General features: G+C 67.6%; 10 protein-coding genes. 3 read left to right on the top strand and 7 right to left on the bottom strand.

Features of this window, described 5'->3' with window-relative positions; all coding sequences use genetic code 11:
• Positions 1–4: 4 nt before the first annotated feature.
• On the bottom strand, positions 5–2,263 hold the full coding sequence (locus AAFN86_RS06750; RefSeq protein WP_347542507.1) for a glycosyltransferase: 2,259 nt from the start codon (positions 2,261–2,263) through the stop codon (positions 5–7).
• Positions 2,264–2,670: 407 nt separating this feature from the next.
• Between AAFN86_RS06750 and AAFN86_RS06755 the strand changes: the two genes are divergently transcribed.
• The 3 genes from AAFN86_RS06755 (at position 2,671) to AAFN86_RS06765 (ending at position 5,808) form a co-directional block, all read left to right on the top strand.
• On the top strand, positions 2,671–3,585 hold the full coding sequence (locus AAFN86_RS06755) for a GNAT family N-acetyltransferase (RefSeq protein ID WP_347542508.1): 915 nt from the start codon (positions 2,671–2,673) through the stop codon (positions 3,583–3,585).
• Positions 3,586–3,784: 199 nt separating this feature from the next.
• Positions 3,785–4,627, top strand: coding sequence for an FkbM family methyltransferase (locus AAFN86_RS06760; protein ID WP_347542509.1), 843 nt, complete (start codon positions 3,785–3,787; stop codon positions 4,625–4,627).
• A 44-nt stretch (positions 4,628–4,671) separates the two neighbouring features.
• The gene (locus AAFN86_RS06765; protein WP_347542510.1) at positions 4,672–5,808 is read left to right on the top strand and encodes a glycosyltransferase family 4 protein; all 1,137 of its coding nucleotides are present in this window, start codon (positions 4,672–4,674) and stop codon (positions 5,806–5,808) included.
• Here AAFN86_RS06765 and AAFN86_RS06770 read toward each other — a convergent pair.
• The 6 genes from AAFN86_RS06770 to AAFN86_RS06795 all read right to left on the bottom strand — a co-directional run bounded on the left by AAFN86_RS06770 (position 5,783) and on the right by AAFN86_RS06795 (position 16,891).
• A complete protein-coding gene (locus AAFN86_RS06770; protein WP_347542512.1) occupies positions 5,783–6,736 on the bottom strand; it encodes a hypothetical protein in 954 nt (317 codons plus the stop codon). The genes AAFN86_RS06765 and AAFN86_RS06770 overlap by 26 nt on opposite strands.
• A 133-nt stretch (positions 6,737–6,869) precedes the next feature.
• Complete coding sequence (asnB, locus tag AAFN86_RS06775; protein WP_347542513.1) at positions 6,870–8,831, bottom strand: asparagine synthase (glutamine-hydrolyzing); 1,962 nt, start codon at positions 8,829–8,831, stop codon at positions 6,870–6,872.
• 120 nt (positions 8,832–8,951) lie between these two features.
• Positions 8,952–9,866 carry a hypothetical protein gene (locus AAFN86_RS06780; protein WP_347542514.1) on the bottom strand — a complete coding sequence of 305 codons (915 nt, stop codon included), beginning with the start codon at positions 9,864–9,866 and terminating at the stop codon, positions 8,952–8,954.
• On the bottom strand, positions 9,863–11,446 hold the full coding sequence (locus tag AAFN86_RS06785; RefSeq protein ID WP_347542515.1) for an oligosaccharide flippase family protein: 1,584 nt from the start codon (positions 11,444–11,446) through the stop codon (positions 9,863–9,865). The genes AAFN86_RS06780 and AAFN86_RS06785 overlap by 4 nt, the downstream gene beginning before the upstream one ends.
• Before the next feature lie 285 nt (positions 11,447–11,731).
• Positions 11,732–12,949 carry a glycosyltransferase family 4 protein gene (locus AAFN86_RS06790; RefSeq protein WP_347542516.1) on the bottom strand — a complete coding sequence of 406 codons (1,218 nt, stop codon included), beginning with the start codon at positions 12,947–12,949 and terminating at the stop codon, positions 11,732–11,734.
• Positions 12,950–13,078: 129 nt separating this feature from the next.
• A complete protein-coding gene (locus AAFN86_RS06795; RefSeq protein ID WP_347542517.1) occupies positions 13,079–16,891 on the bottom strand; it encodes a calcium-binding protein in 3,813 nt (1,270 codons plus the stop codon).
• Between the last annotated feature and the right edge of the window lie 35 nt (positions 16,892–16,926).

Raw genomic sequence — 16,926 nt, forward strand, 5'->3', positions numbered from 1 at the left:
AGGATCAGCGCGCCGCGGCGGCCGGCACCGGATGATGCGACATCGGCGTGCCGGGTCGTGCCTCCCGCCAACTGCCGCACCGCCCGCCGATCTCCTCGCGGAAGAAGGCGTAATAGGCGTCGAGCCATTGGAGGAAGCGATGCAGATCCTCTGCCGTGCGCACATAGGGCGTGTTGCCCGGCACCAGGGACGGCGTGTGATAGGTCAGCACGAAGACCCGATGGCCGGAGGCGATCATCCCCCGCGTCAGGCGCTTTGCCTCGTCGATGGATATGCCTTCAGGGCTGAGGCGAATGCGCTCCATCAGGTCGAGCCGCGCCATCAGGCCGGTCACGCCGCTGACCTCGGCGGCGCGGTTGAAGACGAGCGGCGCGAGGCGACTGCCGCCATGCCGGTTCAGCCGCCCGACCAGCGCGGCCGAGGTCGGGATCTCGATCAGGCTGCGCTCGCGATCGACCCAGAAGGGCCGCGATGACAGCGCCCAGATGTCCGGCCCATGCGGCGCTCCAGCCGGTGGCCAGTAGGGGTCCAGGCTGCTGTCGGCGAGATAGCCGAGCCGCTTGAGGATGTCCGCCGTCCGCAATCCGACACCGAAGCGCCCGGTGCGATAGATCCGCGGCGCGACGCCGAAGGTTTCGCCGAGCCGTTCGGTCAGTTGGCGCGCCTTGGCGAATTCCAACCCAATGGGCAGGTTGCCCGCGTAGCTGTTGCGATCGTTCACCTCATCGAGGAAGGGCGGCGTCACCCAGGGATGGAGCTGCGCGCCGATTTCGCAGCGCCCATCCTGAAGGAGCTCGCGCAGCGGCGCACGCCCGGCTTCCTGGTCTACCACGGGATAATCGACCATGTAGGTCGGCACCACGCCGTGGCGGTCGAAAATGCGGTGCGCGAGGTGCTGGCTTGCCATCGAGGAGACGTCCGAGGCGTTGCGCGTCAGCGGCTTGCTCCAGTCGAATGCTTCCTCGGCATCGATGATGGTGATGAGCAACGGTGGGCCATCGGGGACCGGAACCCACTCATGGAAGCGCGGATCGAGGATCGATGCCGTACAACCGAGGCCGGATTCGGGTTCCGCATCCTGCGGTCCCGACATTTCCGCCGCGAGTCCATAGACATCAAGGTAGCGCGCGGCGACGCTGCGCATCGAAAAATCCCGCCGCGCCAGGGCGCGCCCGGCCTCGCCCATCCGTCGCCGCAACGCGGCGTCGCCCGCCAGGCGCAGGACGGCCGCGATGTAGCCATCGGGATCGGTGAAGCGGAAGGCGGTCTCGCCCTCGATGGCGAAACTGTCGTTCACGCCAGGAAGGTCGCGCACGACAACCGGCAGCCCGTGGGCCATCGCCTCCGGCACGACCGTGCCGAAACCTTCGAGGCGAGAGCCGAAGACGAGCATGTCCGCGGCCTCGAACCAGGGATGCGGGTCCAGCTGCTCGCCGACGAAACTCGCCGCATCCTGGGTGCCGTCGGCGTCGATGCGTGCCCGCATGCGTTCGACATAGTCGCGTTCGAGCGGCGGACCGACGAGGACGAGACGCAGGTTGGGATGCACTGCGCGCAATGCGGGGAGGGCTTCGATGAGCGTCAGTGGATCCTTGCGTTCGCACAACCCGCCGACGAACAGCAGCACCGGATCCTTCGGTCCGGCACCGATGCGCGCACGCATTGCCTCGCGCTGGCCGGAGGGCGAGGGCGGGACAGTGATGCCGCAGGGGATCAGGTGGCATCGCGCCGGGTCGACGGCCGCCGCCCGATTCTCGGCGTGCAGCTTCGGGCTGATGCCGACATAGGCGTGAAACAGTCGGAAGGCGCGCGCTGCGAGCGGGCGGAGTTGCTGCCGGTACCACCCGATCAGGACCGGCAGGCTATCGTCGAGCGTCGCCGACAGGACGAGCCGCCGTCCCATCATCCGCGCCATGAGGTAGCCGATGAAATACCAGTCCACATGGGTGCGGGCATGGACCGTGTCGTAGTGGCGCAGATTTCGCAGCAGCCACCAGACAAGCAGGATATGCCGCCGCGCCTCGCCGACCGGGCGCCGGGTCAGGTAGATGACCTGCGACAGGGCCGAGCAGGCAGCACCGTCGGATGGACGCGCCGGGCTCGGCGTATGCGTCACCAGCAGGTCGTGCTGCACATTTGGCGCGAGTTCCTGCATCACGGCGCTGCAGCGTTCCAGGAACACGCCTTCACCGGTGAAATCCGGACGGTATCGCTTGAGAAGGTGCAGCACCCGGCGAGGCCGGCCGGAGGGTGCCTGGGTCATCGGTCGAAGGCCCGTCTGGACAGCCGCGCGGGCAAGCCCCGGGGCGCTGATGGTTCGGTCTGCATGCCGGCCGGACGATGCATGCGCGCGCGCGTGGCCGATACAGAAAATTTCGCGCCGCCCCATCGGGGAAGGCCCGCTGTTGGTGGCGGCGCGCCGTCCCGCCGCCTATGCTGAGGGGCGGCAACGCCGCCGTATCGCCGGTCTTGGTCCAAGGACCCTGCATGCCTCCGCGGTCGTCCGCCCGACTGGTGCCGTCACCTCGCAATGGCCTGCCGCCATGGTGCGACCGATTTCTCGAGGATGGTGCAACCGGGGATCTGTTCGCAAGCCGCCTCTGGTACGACACGGTGATGGCGCATGCGCTGCCATCAGGCGCCGAACCGCTGCTGGCCGCGACCGACGCGGTGCTGCTGCCGCTGCGGCGTGACCAAGGTCACATCGCGAGCCTGGTGACGGATTACAGCGTCGCCTGGAAGCCCCTGATTGCACCGGCTGCCGGGACAGGCGCGCTGCGGGAGGCGGGAGCTTCGCTCGGCCGGGCGCTGCGCTTTGGCCCACCCGTCCTGCTCGAAGCGCTGGATGCGGAACAGCCCGGGCTGGCGCCATTGCTCGAGGGCTTTCGTGCGGCACGCATGCTTACGCTGCGCTTCTCGTCCTTCGGCAACTGGCATGAGGCGTTGCAACCGGACATGCGCTGGGATGCGTATCTCGGCGCGCGCCCGGCAGCGTTGCGCAACACGATCGCGCGCAAGCTGGCTCGCGCGGAACGCCACTTCGCATGGGAACTCGTATCCACGCCCGGCCAGGCGCTCGAGACCGGGATCGCCGCCTATGTCGCGGTGCGCGCGACGAGCTGGAAACCTGACGAGCCGTTTCCCGACTTCGACGCAGCGCTGCTTCGCGTGCTCGCCGGCGCCGGCGCGCTGCGGCTCGGCGTGCTGCGCGAGTCAGCCGGCGGGCGCGCAGTGGCGGCGCAGTATTGGGTGCTCGACCATGGCGGCGAGGCGAATGGGCTGCGGGCGACGGTCCTGAAACTCGCCCATGATGACGCCGCGCGATCGTCGTCGCCGGGCACCGTGCTCACGGCGCTGATGATCCGCCACCTGATCGAGCAGGATGCGGTGAGGAGCCTCGATTTCGGCCGCGGCGACGACGCGTACAAGCGGCTATGGGTCGCGCGGCGCCGCGGACGGGTCGGGTATGTGCTCGCCGATCCGATGCACCCGCTGGGGCTGGCGGCCATCGCGCGCCAAGCCGCGGGGGCGGCACGGTCCCGATTGCGGAGATGGAGCCGATCCCGGCCAAGCGGAGCCACCTGAGCGGGTGAAGATACGCGCCTGGACAACGGTTGGTGGTGAGTCGCGTGCATCGGATCGAACGGAAACCGCTGCGAGGCGATCCGGCGCGGGAACCGTGGCGAGGCCATGCGTCCTTGTATAAGTTGAACCCGGCTCGATCGCTCGGTCGCGCTTGCGGTTGGCGCGACGGCGCGCTGATCCCGCTGGAAGGGACAGGCTGGTGTCGAGCGTCGCATTCGCGAGGTGGCTGCCAACGTATCTACGGCGTTTCGGTGTGCTGGGCGGCATGGGGCTGTGGTTCCGTTCCGCGATGCTTGAGGCATCGGAGGACACGGAGGCGCGCTCCCTGCGTGTGCCGGGATTTGCGCGACCGGCATGGCTTCGCCCCGCCGCCAAGGACCTGGCGATCTTCCAGCAGGTCTTCGTCAAGCGTGAATACGATATGGCCGAGGCCGTGCAGTATCGGCATATCCAAGACACCTACCGGGACATGCTCCGGCGCGGCGAGCGACCGTTGATCATCGATTGCGGCGCTCATGTCGGCTTTTCGGCGCTGTGGTTCCGCAGGGCATTCCCCGAAGCGCTGATCTTCGCGGTGGAGCCGAACCCGGCGAATGCCGCCGTGTTCCGTCGCAACCTCGACGGCGAGGCCGGCGTCACCTTGTTCGAGGGCGGCATCTGGAACAAGCCAGGCAGGCTGCGGCTGACGGATGCGGCAGCCGGCATGGCAGGCCGGCGTGCCGTTCCCGCCAATGATGCAGGGCAGGACGATGTCACCGCGATCACGATCGAGGAGATACTGGAGCAGACCGGCTCCGCAGGTGCCCTCATCGTGAAGGTCGATATCGAAGGCGGGGAGCAGGCGCTGTTCGACGGTGAGACGCCCTGGCTCGACAGGGTCGGCATGCTCGTCATCGAACTGCACGACTGGCTCTATCCATGGCAGGGCAGTTCCGACGGCTTTTTTGCCCAGGTCGGCCGTCGCCGCTTCGATCGGCTTTTCCGCGGCGAGAACATGTTCTGCTTCCGTCGCCCGCGAATGGATGGGGAGGGCGCGCCCTGAAGATCCTCTACAGCCACCGCATCCAGTCGCGTGACGGCCAGGGCGTGCACCTGGATGCGATGGTCGAAGCATTGCGTGACGCGGGCCACGACGTGCTGGTCGTCGGCCCACCCGCCTATGAACAGGCGAGCCTCGGTGGCGAGAGCCGCGGCCTGTCCGTGCTGCGCCGCTGGATACCCGCGGCCCTGATGGAAATCGCCGAATTGGCCTATGGCGTGCCGGCCTATCGTCGGCTTTCGCGTGCGGTGCGGGCGTTCCGGCCCGACGCGATCTATGAGCGCTACAACCTGTTCCACCAGGCCGGTGCGCTGATCGCGCGGCGCCACGGCTTGCCTCTGTTGGTCGAGGTCAACGCCCCGCTTGCCGAGGAACGTGCCCGCTTCGGCGGGCTGAAGCTGCGGCGCCTGGCGCGGCGTGCCGAGGCCCATGTCTGGCGTGCCGCCGACCGCGTCCTGCCGGTGACGGAGGTGCTGGCCGGCCACGTCGCCGCTGCCGGCGTCGATCCGCGGCGGATCGTGGTGGTGCCCAATGGCATCGACCTCGCGGATTTTCCCGAGACGCCGGCGCCGTCCGGCGCACCGCCGGCGGAGATCGTCCTTGGCTTCGTCGGCTTCGTGCGCCCCTGGCACGGACTCGACGCGCTGATCCGGGCCATCGCGGCCTGGCAGCAGCACCCGCGCATGTCCCTTGTGGTCGTGGGCGAGGGGCCTGCCCGCGAAGGGCTCGAACGCCTTGCCGCGGAGCTCGGTATCGCCGATCGCGTGCGCTTCACCGGCCTCGCGGCACGCGAGGCGGTGCCCAACCTCATTGCGGGCTTCGACATCGCGTTGCAGCCGGCCGCCGTTCCCTATGCCTCGCCGCTCAAGGTATTCGAATACATGGCGGCGGCCCGGCCGATCGTGGCACCCGACCAGCCCAATCTGCGTGAGGTTTTGCAGGACGGGCAGACCGCGCTGCTGTTCGATCCCGCGCGTGAGGGCGCCTTGTGGGACGCGGTGGTCAGTCTGGCGACGGACCCGGCCCTGCGGGCACGGATCGGCGCCGCCGCACGGGCAGAGATCCTTGCCCGCGACCTGACCTGGCAGGGCAATGCGCGCCGCGTCACCGCGCTGATCGAGACGGTTCGGCTGGAGCGCGCCGCCGGTGGCGAGCCGGTCAGCGCACCGTTCCCGGCCCGGTGAGGGCGAGGACCAGCCCCTCCAGCGTATTGCCTTCGAGCCGCGCGGGCGCGGTGCTGCGGTTCTCGACGAAAATGGTCGGGCCGCCGGTGCGGTTTTCGAAGCGGTTGCCCTCGATCAGCAGCATGCTGGTCGGCCGCAGCACGCCCTCGGCGCCGATCACGACGGCGGCCCGGCGATTGCCCGTGCGCGGGCCCTTCATCAACCGCGTGCGCGCCAGGACCAGGTCGCCGCCATTCGGCAGGTCGATTAGGTAGCTCGATCCGCCCAAAGGACCGTCAACGATGCTGCTGTCGGTGATCTCGGTGCGGGCGGCACGGGACTTCACATGGTGGCAGGCGCGCTGCGCCTCGAAGCGCGTGCGCTGCACGATGACCGCGGCGAGATGCCCGACATACAGCGCATGGCCCGAACACGCCGCGCCGCGCATCGCGCCATTGCCGAGGAAGACGCTGTCCTCGATCAGCAGCCGCGCGGCCGGCATCTCAGCGCGGGTGAGGATGCCGCTTTCGCTGTCCTCGAACTGCACATGGCGCACCGTGAGGTCGCCGCCCTCGGCGCGGATGCCGGCGCCGTTGCCATCGGGCGCGGCGGCGCCGCGGAAGGTGATGCCTTCGATGGTGATGCCCGGCGCGGTCAGGACGAACAGCGCCTTGCCGTCGCAGACGGGTCCGCCGATCTGGACCGCCTCCGCACCGGCCCCGACGATGGTCAGGCGCGCGGTCCGCCAGACCGCGCAATCGCGATACTGGCCCGGGGCGATCCGGACGGTATCGCCCTCGCGCGCCACGGCGGCGGCCTGGCTCGGAAGCTTGAAGCGCTCTGTGGGGCCGACGCGCAGCGTCTCGGCCGCGATCTCCTGTACGGGCAAGAGGAAGCCCGCAGTGGCGAGCGCCCAACACAGGCGGCCGGCCTTCAGGGTGGCTGCCATCCCAAGGTTGGCGCGGGGTGGTTCACGCCTACTCGCAGCCATGATGCCGCACGATACCGCCAATTCGAACAGTGGCGAAAGCGATCGCCTTGCAGTCCCGGCCCGACGCTGATGTGCCCAGCGCCAGACCGAATCAGGCCGCGAGACGCACACCCGCCGGATGCGCCGCACCGAGTTCCGCGTGCCAAGCCTGGAACATCAGCAGGTTCCAGATCGCCTTGTCCCAGCCCCGGCCATGATGGGCGTAGCTCTCCCACAGGCGACGACAGGCGGCGACATCGAGCAGCCCATGTGCGCCGAGCGCGGCGGGCGTCATCAGCGCCTCGGCCCAATCGCGCAACTCGTCGAGCAGCCAGGCCTCCACCGGGGCGCCGAAGCCTTGCTTCGGGCGATCGACCAGCGGGCGCGGAACGTGGCGGTAAAGCACCTCGCGCAGCGGCAACTTGCCCACGCCGTCGCGCAGCTTCGCCTCGGCCGGCATGCGCCAGGACAGTTCCATGATCCGGTGGTCGAGCAGCGGACAGCGGACTTCGAGGGAAACCGACATGCTGGCCCGGTCGACCTTGGCCAGGATGTCGTCCACCAGGAAGCTCACCTGGTCCATGAAGGTCATGCGATCGAGCGCCCCGGACCGGCCGAGGCTGTAGGATGGATCCTCGAGCCGGGGCCGGTCACCGGCATGGGAGGTGAGCAACGTGGCGGGCTCGAGGATCGGCGACATGAGCGCGGCGTTGAAACCTTCCGCCCCGGCGGCGCCGAGCAGCCGCCCGAGAAGGCGCATGCGGCGTGCCTGCCGGTTGCCGCCCACGCCGCCGGCGAGCGGCGCGAGCCGCCCTGCGAGGTTGGCGCCGAGCGCGCGCAGCGGCCCCGGCACCGCCCCCGCCCAGGCCATGAGCTTGAGCGCACCGGCGTAGCGCTGCGCGTAGCCGGCGAAGAACTCATCCCCGCCATCGCCGGACAAGGCGACCGTCACATGCTCGCGCGCCATACGGCAGAGCAGGACCGTGGGGATGGCGGAATCATCGGCGAAGGGTTCGTCGAAGATCGCCGGCACGTCGCGCGTCGCGGCGAGGATCTCGGCCTTGCCGAGATAAAGCTCCTCATGCCGCGTGCCGAGATGGGCGGCGATCGGCTTGGCAAACCGTGCCTCATCCCAGCCGGGCACATCGAAGCCGATCGCGAAGCTGCGGACCTGCCCCGGGGCGACCGCGGCCATCATGGCGGTGACCAGGCTGGAATCCACCCCGCCCGACAGGAAGGAACCCACCGGCACGTCGGCGACCATGCGCCGCGCCACGGCGTCGCGCAGCAGCGCTTCGAATTCCTCGGTCGTCGCCGTGCGACCGCTCGCCTGCGCCTCCAGCCCGGCGAGGGCAACGGCGCGCATGTCCCAGTAGGGGCGACTGTCCGGCGTGGCGTGCCCGGTCGCGGCATCGTAGCTGAGCTGCAGCAAGTGGCCCTGGGGCAGCCGCTGCATGGTCGAGAATATCGTCTGGCGCCCAAGCGTGTAGCCGAGTTGCATGAAGTCGCCGAAGGCGGCGGCGGACAGTGTCGCGTCGAAATCGGGATGTTCGCGCAGCGCCTTCAATTCCGACCCGAAGACGAAGGTGCGGCCTGCCCATCCATAATAGAGCGGCTTCTTGCCGATCCGGTCGCGACCGAGCCACAGGACGCGCTCGGCGCGGTCCCAAAGCGCGATGGCGAACATGCCGTTCGCCCGCTTCAGCGTCTCCTCGAAGCCCCATTGCGCGACGGCCTCGAGCAGGATCTCGGTATCCGAGTGGCCCCGCCAGGGATGCGCCGCGCCGCGCGCCGCCTCGATCTGGTCGCGGATCTCGGCGAAATTGTAGATCTCGCCATTGAAGATCATCGCGTAGCGACCGCTGGCCGAGAGCATCGGCTGATGCCCGGCCGGCGAGAGGTCCATGATCGACAGGCGCCGGAAACCGAAGGCGAGACCTGCGGCCGGATCCACCCAGCTCCCGGCATCGTCCGGGCCGCGATGCACGAGGCGGTCGCGCATCGCATCCACCAGGACGGTGGCAGCGGTTGGCTCGACGCCACCAGGATTGAGGTAACCTACGATTCCGCACATGGGGTCAGAATATTCCCCAATTCATGATGTCCTGTATCGGAGTTTCCGCCCTGGCCGCGCAGTTTTCCGCCGCCAGGGCGTGGACCACCCATGGACGCCAGCCCGTATCGCGGGTTGCTGCTACCGTGCGGCGGTATCCTTGAGCATTGCATCAACCACGCCGCGTGCCTTGCGTGCATACATCCCGTGCTGGAAACGCCAGGTCCCGATGAAGTGCATCATCGCGGCATGCTCGGCCTGAACGCCGGGGATGAAGCAGCAATATTTCGGCCAAGGCAGCGCCAAGCCATCAGGCGAGTTGCAGACGATGTAGTTGGAACTGATCTGTTCGCTTCCCCATTCGAGCCAGCTCGGTCCAAGCAGATCCTGCATGGCGGTGGAGAAGGCCTCAGCCGCTCTCCGGTCAGGGCCGCCGCGGGCAAAACCGGCGAAGCCGGCCGAGCCGCGGACATAGAACCGCCCGGCGTCAGGTGGCAGGCGGGGCAGGGCCTGTTCGGCGCGTATCTGCATGAAGCGGGCGTCGTGGTCGGCCACCTGCCGGGCAGCCGTCTCGAGGTCGACGATCGGCTGATCCGGCGCCGAGTTGAGGGTAAAGGCACGGTTGCCCTCGATGGCCGCCACCACCTCGGGCACCGGCCCGGTGGTCAACATGTCGGAATCGAGTTGCACGACGTAGGATTCGGCCGTCCGGTCCAGGATGAAGAGCAGTCTCTCCCAGCAACTGCCGGACGGGCAGGGGCCGGTCGCAATATCGTCGATCCGCACGATCTCGGGCTCCCCGAGATGATGGCGCAGAAGAGCGCGATGCGCTTCGGTCAATGTGCCATCGTCCATCACGGTTATCGAGCCGCCTGGCAGCTGGCGATAAAAGGACTTGATGGCGATCAGGTACATGGAAAGGTCATCGCCCCGCACCATGCTGACGATGCGTAGCGGCGCCGGACGGTGCCGGATGGGCGGCGTGTCCATTATTCCCCGGCAGAGCCACGAGAACTTCCGTGTATTGAACCTGCGGCGCAGCGAGTCGAACATCATCTCTCCTTCATCGTGCCCGCACGTGTCGCCGGCGCCAGCACCCGCCAGCCCAGCCGGCGCATCAGGCCGGTGGCGGCAGAGAGCACACGTCGTTCCGCGCCCTTTGGCCGCCCCGCCAGGCGCCAAAGGAGGTATTGCGTACCAATATGGACAGCCGCCCCCGCCACGCTCAGCAGGCACAGATTGAAGGCCGCGCGGGCGAGGCTCAGCGCGGTGTCGGGCAGTATGGTTCGCAGCGCCAGCACGGCGGCCACCATCACGCAGGCCGCCGCCATGCTGCGCCAGGCTTCAAAGGCGATGTCGATCAACCTGTGGCCGAGCAGACTCGCCGTCTGCCAGTGCCACAGCACGGCATTGAGGACGGCGGTGCCAACCATGACGGTTGCCATGCCCACGACGCCCCATTGGAGGATGGCCAAGGGGATCAGCGCCATCCGTAGCAGGACGAGCAACGCCAGGGTCTTCACATAGGGGCGCATCCGATCGAGCACGAAGAAGATGTTCGTGCTGAAGCCGGCGAGGCAATCGGCCAGGGAATAAAGCGCGCACAGGGCGATGAGCGATATCGCGTCTGCCCAGGCGGGTCCGAGGGCGATGCGCCCGATCTCGGGCGCGGTCAGCGCGATGCCCACCGAGAGCGGCACCATCACCGCTGCGAGCAGACCGAAGCCGTCAAGAAAATGCTCCCGAAGCAGGGTGCGGTCGCCCTGGACCTCGGCGTAGCCAGCATAGATCGGCTGGCGCACCGGCACCGCCACTTCATGCACCGGCATCGCCGCCACGAAATAGGCAACCTGGTAGGTACCGAGCGCCGGGAGGCCAAGAAGCCGTCCGAGCAGCAGGTTTGGCCCCTGGGAATCGACGGTGGTCAGCGCGTTGATCCCGAGCATCCAGCCCGAGAACTGCAACAACTGGCCGGCATTGCGCAGGGACAGGCGCGGCTGGTGCGGCGCCAGCCAGTAGCTGTACGGGATCGCGACCAGCCGCGCCGCAAGATTGCCCAGAACCAGGCTCCAGTAGTTCTGCAGAATCAGCGCCAGGATGACCGATACGACGAAGGCCACCACCTTGCTCACCACCTGGAAGCGGAACAGGCTGTCGAAGTGCAGGTCCCGCTGCAGGCGGACCATGCCGATGCTGGTCAGGCCGTCGAGGATGATGATCAGCGACACGACTTGCAGCACGCCGGCGATGCGCGCATCACCGAGGAAATGCGCCTGCCAGTGCGCCGTGCTCGCGATCAGTAGGCCGATCAGCAGGCAGCGCAGGATATTGAGCGTGAAGGCGGTATCATAGAGGTCGCGTGTCGGCTGCCGTTCCCGGACGAGCAGCAGCCCGTAATTCGTGACACTCAGCACTTCGACGAAGGCGACGGCAGCGCCCGACAGCGCGACCAAGCCGAAATCCTCCGCGACGAGGAGGCGCGCCAGCACCAGCATGCCGATGATGCTGAGGCCACGAATGACGAATCGCGCGGCAACCATGAGCGACGCGCCTACGGCGACGCGGCCCAGCACCTTGCTGGCCTCGTCCTGATGCACCTCCTTTTCCGGCGGAGCCGGCGGCACACCGTCAGTCATGGCCGGGCACCTCGCGGCCGCGTCTCCGCGGCGCAGGCGCGCGGGGGCGAGAGGCGGCCGGGTCCCGTGCCCTGCCTCGCGCAGTGGCCCATTCGGGCGGCTACGCTCACCGGGGCCTCAGGATTCTGGATGGCGCGGCGGGAAAGCTGGGCTGCCTTGGGCCACGGGCGCCGATGCCGTCCGCCGAGTTTACCTCGCAGCAAGCGGCAGACGTCGTGATGGCACCGGGCGTGCCCAGCTACCATGCGCGCGACGGCGTCGGGCAGCCAGTCTCGGCCATTCACTTCACGGCCGCCGTGCATCCTGCGTCGTCGCGTGGCGGGACCTGAGCAAGGCTGCATAGGGCCTGAAGCGTGTCGCTCGCGGCCTCGCCACCTCGGTGCCCTCGGCCAGCCCGCGGTAGCAGGCGGCGAATTCGCCTGCCATCCGCGACACGGCGAACAATTCATCCGCCCGTCGTCGTCCTGCCGCCCCCATCTCTGCCCTCAGATCCGCGGAACCGATCAGTCGTCCAAGTGCGTCGCGCAGTGCAGGCACATCCTCTGCTGGTACCAAAAGCCCCGTCTCACCATCCACGATGACCTCCGGAATGCCGCCCACTCTCGTCGAGACGACCGGCAGACCGAAATGCCCAGCTTCCGCCAACACAAGGCCAAAGGCATCCGCCCGCGACGCCAGCGCGAAGATGTCCGCCGCATCGTAGATTGCCGCGATATCGTCAGTATAGCCGAGGAAATGCGTCCGTTCCGCGATGCCAAGTTCGTGAGCCAAGGCCTCCAGCTCGCCCCGCACCTCGCCGTCGCTGCCCACCAACAGGTGCGGCATCGCTTCAGGCGGGCCGGGCGGCAGCGCCGCCACGGCGCGCAGCAGCAGGTCATGCCCCTTGCGACGCACCAGCGAGCCCACCGTGGCGACCACAGGCGCACCCGGCGCAATGCCGAGCGTGGCGCGAAGGTCCTGCCGCGCCGGGGGGATTCGGGAGAAATCGAGGCCGTTGTAGATCACCTTCAGACGCTCAGGCGGCATTCCGTCATCGCGGAAGCCGTCGGTGACCTGGCGGGAGACGCCAACGATCAGATCTGCCATGTGCAGCAGCAGCACGTAGCGACTGCGGCGCAGGTAGTCGATGTGCAGATGGACCAGCAGCGGCCGGCGCGTCAGGGTCCGCACCGGCACCAGCCACTGGCACGGCGCTGCGCCATTGGCATGCAGCACCTGGATGCCGTGCCGCCTGACGATGCCAATGCCCTCGCGGACCAGTGACAGGTAGCGGCCGGGCCTGAAGCGCGGCTGATTGTAGTCGAAATAGAACTCGAAGGGTGTCTGGTAGGTGGGCAGGCCCATCTGCCGGCATGCGCCGGCCAGCGCATCCCCGTTGCACCAGACGACCGGCGCGACCTTTGCCCGGTCGATGTGATTGAGGAGGTCCAGCAAGACCTGCTCGCTGCCGCGGATCCACTCCTCCCCGAAATGCGTGAACAGGACGGGCAGGGGGCGTGTCATCCAATGCGGGCCTTCCGTCGTGCCTAGTCGCGACGAAAGGTTTCACGTCCGGCCGACGGGATCAAGAAGTCCACGCCGGCCGGCCGCTACTGCCGCATAGACCCATATCGGCCGGAACGCTGGCGTAGATCAGGAGAACACAAGGACACTCGTATCCGAATACACGTGGAAATCTGCCGCCGCGAGCACCGGGGCACCGTCGAGGACGGCGAGCGTGGCGGCAGCGCCGCTACCCGTGCCATCGGCATCCCAGCGCAACACGCCGGTGGTGGCATTGTATATGAACTGCGGCCCGGTCCCGACCGCCACGCCATTGCCCGAGAACATGGCCGGGTCGAGCGCACCGGCGGGCAGCAGATTGCCAAACCCGGCCTGGGAAACCTCGAAGTGGTCGACCCCATGGGTGAAGTCCGTGATCCGGTCGATCCCATTGTTCGGGACATCGAACCGGAAGGCGTCGCTGCCCGCACCGCCGGTCAGGGTATCCGCACCTGGCCCACCGATCAGGAGATCCTGCCCCCCACCGCCCACCAGTGAGTCATTGCCGCCGAGGCCGGACAGCGTATCGTTTCCGAGACCGCCATTGAGGTAGTTGCCGGCGGCATTGCCCGTCATGGAATTGTCGAGGGCGTTGCCGTTGGCGTTGAGCGCAAGCACCCCGCCGAGGGTGAGGTTCTCGACCCACGCCATCAGATTGATGGAAATGGTCGAGATCACATGGTCGGTGCCGCCGCCCACCCCTTCCAGGACACGGTCCTGGGCGTTGTCGACGTAATAGACGTCGTCGCCCGCGCCCCCGATCATGCTGTCGGCGCCCGTACCGCCGTTCAGCGTGTCGGCGCCGTCGCCACCATACAGGGTATCGTTGCCGATGCCTCCGAGCAGGGAGTCGGCGTTCGCCCCGCCGATCAAGGTGTCATCGCCGCCGAGGCCGGACAGCGTATCGTTTCCGACACCACCATTGAGAGAGTTGCCGGCGGCATTGCCCGTCATGAAATTGTCGAGGGCGTTGCCCGTGGCATTAAGCGCAAGCGTCCCGCCGAGGGTGAGGTTCTCGACCCCTGCCATCAGATTGATGGAAATGGTCGAGATCACATGGTCGATGCCGCCGCCCGGCCCTTCCAGGACGCGGTCCTGGGCGTTGTCGACGTAATAGACGTCGTCGCCCGCGCCTCCGATCATGCTGTCGGCGCCCGTGCCGCCGTTCAGCGTGTCGGCGCCGTCGCCGCCCTGGAGCGTGTCGGCGCCGGCGCCACCGACCAGCATGTCATTCCCCTGCAACCCGCTCAGAATGTTGTCCGAACCATTGCCCGTGATCACGTTGTCGGCGCTATTGCCGGTGCCCTTGGTACCCGGTCCGAGGAGCAGCAGATCCTCGACATTCAGCCCCAGCGTGTAGTCGACCGTGGAGCGCACGAGATCGCGACCGAAGCCCGCGGCCTCGAATATGACGTCGGCCGCGCTGTCCACCAGGTAGATGTCATCGCCGGCGCCACCGGCCATGCTGTCGGCACCCTCTCCGCCCATCAGGTAGTCGGCGCCGCCGTCGCCGAGCAGCGTATCGGCACCAGCAAGGCCCCAGATCGTGTCATTGCCCAGGCCGCCGGCAATGACATTGGCACCCGCATTCCCGACAAGCGTGTTGTCGAGCGCATTTCCGGTCGCATTCAAGGCTGTCGTGCCCACGAACGTCAGGTTCTCGACCTCGCTCATCAGCGTCAGGGAGACGCTCGAGATGATTCGGTCGGTGCCTCCGCCCGCAAGCTCGATCACCCGGTCGAGCGCAGCATGGACATAGTACAGGTCATCGCCCGTGCTGCCGATCAGCATGGCGGGCTTCGCCCCGGCCGTCAGGGTGTCGGCGCCGGCCCCCCCATGGATCGTCTCATAGCCGGGATCGACGATAGAGGTGTTACCCAGAGGAGGGACGGAGGTGTCGTTGATCCTGACCGCGAATTGCGGCTCCAGCCCGTAGTCGCTGTCCGCGGTCCTCGGATAGTCGAGCTGCTCCAGCAACCGATAGGCACTGAGCGCCTGCGCATCGCCGGTCAGATAGTAGATGCCCGCGAGGGTCGAGAGGCCGATACGGCCATATTCGCCGACAATGCCGTTCCATCCGTCGCCATGGGACCAGCCGGCGGCAACCGTCGCGTCGCCGATCTCCTTCCAGGTCTGGTAGTATTCATGCGTCACCGGGTTGCTGACCTGGATCTGCATCGCCACGCCGTCGCGTGGATTGAAACCCTCCGGACCTTCCAGGAAGCGGCCGATCAGGAAGTTCTTCGCCCAGTTCAGATAGGCCAGCGCATCCTGGTTGCCGCGTGACGCCGCTGAAATCGCGGTCGAGGCAAAATAGTCCTGCTGCCATGGATTGATATGCGAATTCTCGGTCGCGAGCGGGATGTAGCCGTAGGCTTCACCCTGCTGTGCCGTCCATTCCGGAATTTTCGATGAGATCCAGTGCCAGTTCGCATCGGACAGCTCCTGGAAATAGGCCTTCTCGGTGCTGCCATCGGGAGCGGCCCACAGGGCATTCTCGATCTGGCGCATGGCCCAGGCGGAACCGCGGAGCTGGCCGTTGGAAGCATCCACGACGATCCCCGCACCGTTCTCGCGCGGGTAGGGCCACTGGTCGAGCACGTTCCAGGCGGCCTGTGCCAACACGTTGTCGAGGATCCATCGATCGCCGGTCAGCACATAGGGGACGAAGGACAGGTCCGGCTGGTGCGCCCGGTCGGTGGTCCAGCCCGTGGTGTCGACACCTTCCACCTGCTGCGTCAGGCCCCATGAGGTGGAATCGCCCGGGCTGCCCGTGCCACCCCGCCCATCGACCCAGAGCAGCGGATAGTTGTCGAGGCTGAGCACGCTGCCGCGCGCCTCGTCCCAGAAATGCCAGGGCACGGCGTTCGCCGCGTCGGCCTGGCCAAGGGAATAGGCGGCGGCCCAAGCATCCTGGGAGATCAGCCAAGCGCTATTGGCCTGCGTCGTGATGCCGAGATCCGGCCGCCCGCCGGCCAACGGCATGTCGGTGGTGATGCCATTGGTGGCGAGCGGGTCGCCCCAGCCGGCAGCGGATACCGCCGCCTGATAGGCGGCGAGCGTCGTCGCCGGGATCTTCACGGACAGGTCGTAGTCGGCGACGACCCCCAACCGACCGAGTTCCGCGATGTCCTGGCGGATGTTCAGCCAACCATGCGCCGCATCACCAAGCCCCTGGCCGCCATCTGTCGCGGTCGAGGCGAAGGTTTCGTGGACGGTCTGGTACTGCGCCTGGCTCAGCGTGTCGTGCAGCACCTCCTGACCGTTCAGGTGCGCCACGACATCGTAGTCCACCCGCCCGCCGACGGCTTCCATCGCGCGGTCATTGGCGAATTGCGCGTCGACCTTGAAGCCGCCGCCTTCATAGGCGGTGACGTCGAAGACCATGCGCATGGACGAGTTCGGAACGGCGATCTCGACGCGCGCCTGCGTCGCCAGCGGACCGGCCTGCCAGAAGCTCGCAGTGCCGTTGGCGATCGCGTCATGCAGCGCCGCGAGGACGTCGACATGCTGCGCCGCGGCGCCATTGATCGCCAGATCGACAGTGAAGGACTGCCCCTGAAGTGCGGTGTCGATGTTGAGCGCAGCTGCGCCCCCGGCGCTCGCGCCGGCGCGCTCCAGGACAACGTCGACGCTGGCGCCGGAGACGAGGGCCGGGCGCTCGACGGCCAGCACGACCATCTTGGCCGATCCATCGGGCCAGGTTGACTTCACGTCTGCCTGAACAGAGACGAGGACCCCGCCGATGCTCGCGGTGAGGGCGGCCCCGGTCGGCAATTCCCCCTGTGCGAAGACTTGGCCGAGCGTGGCGATGCCGCTTGCGAGTGTGCCAGCGCCAGCGTTTTCCAAGGTGAATCCGCCGATCGGCACGGCAGCCGACGCAAACGCAGCAACATCACTCATTTTTTAATGCAACCCCCGATAGGCCCTGTCGCGAA

It is taken from the genome of Roseomonas sp. CAU 1739 (genome assembly GCF_039839775.1).
Lineage (GTDB): Bacteria > Pseudomonadota > Alphaproteobacteria > Acetobacterales > Acetobacteraceae > Neoroseomonas.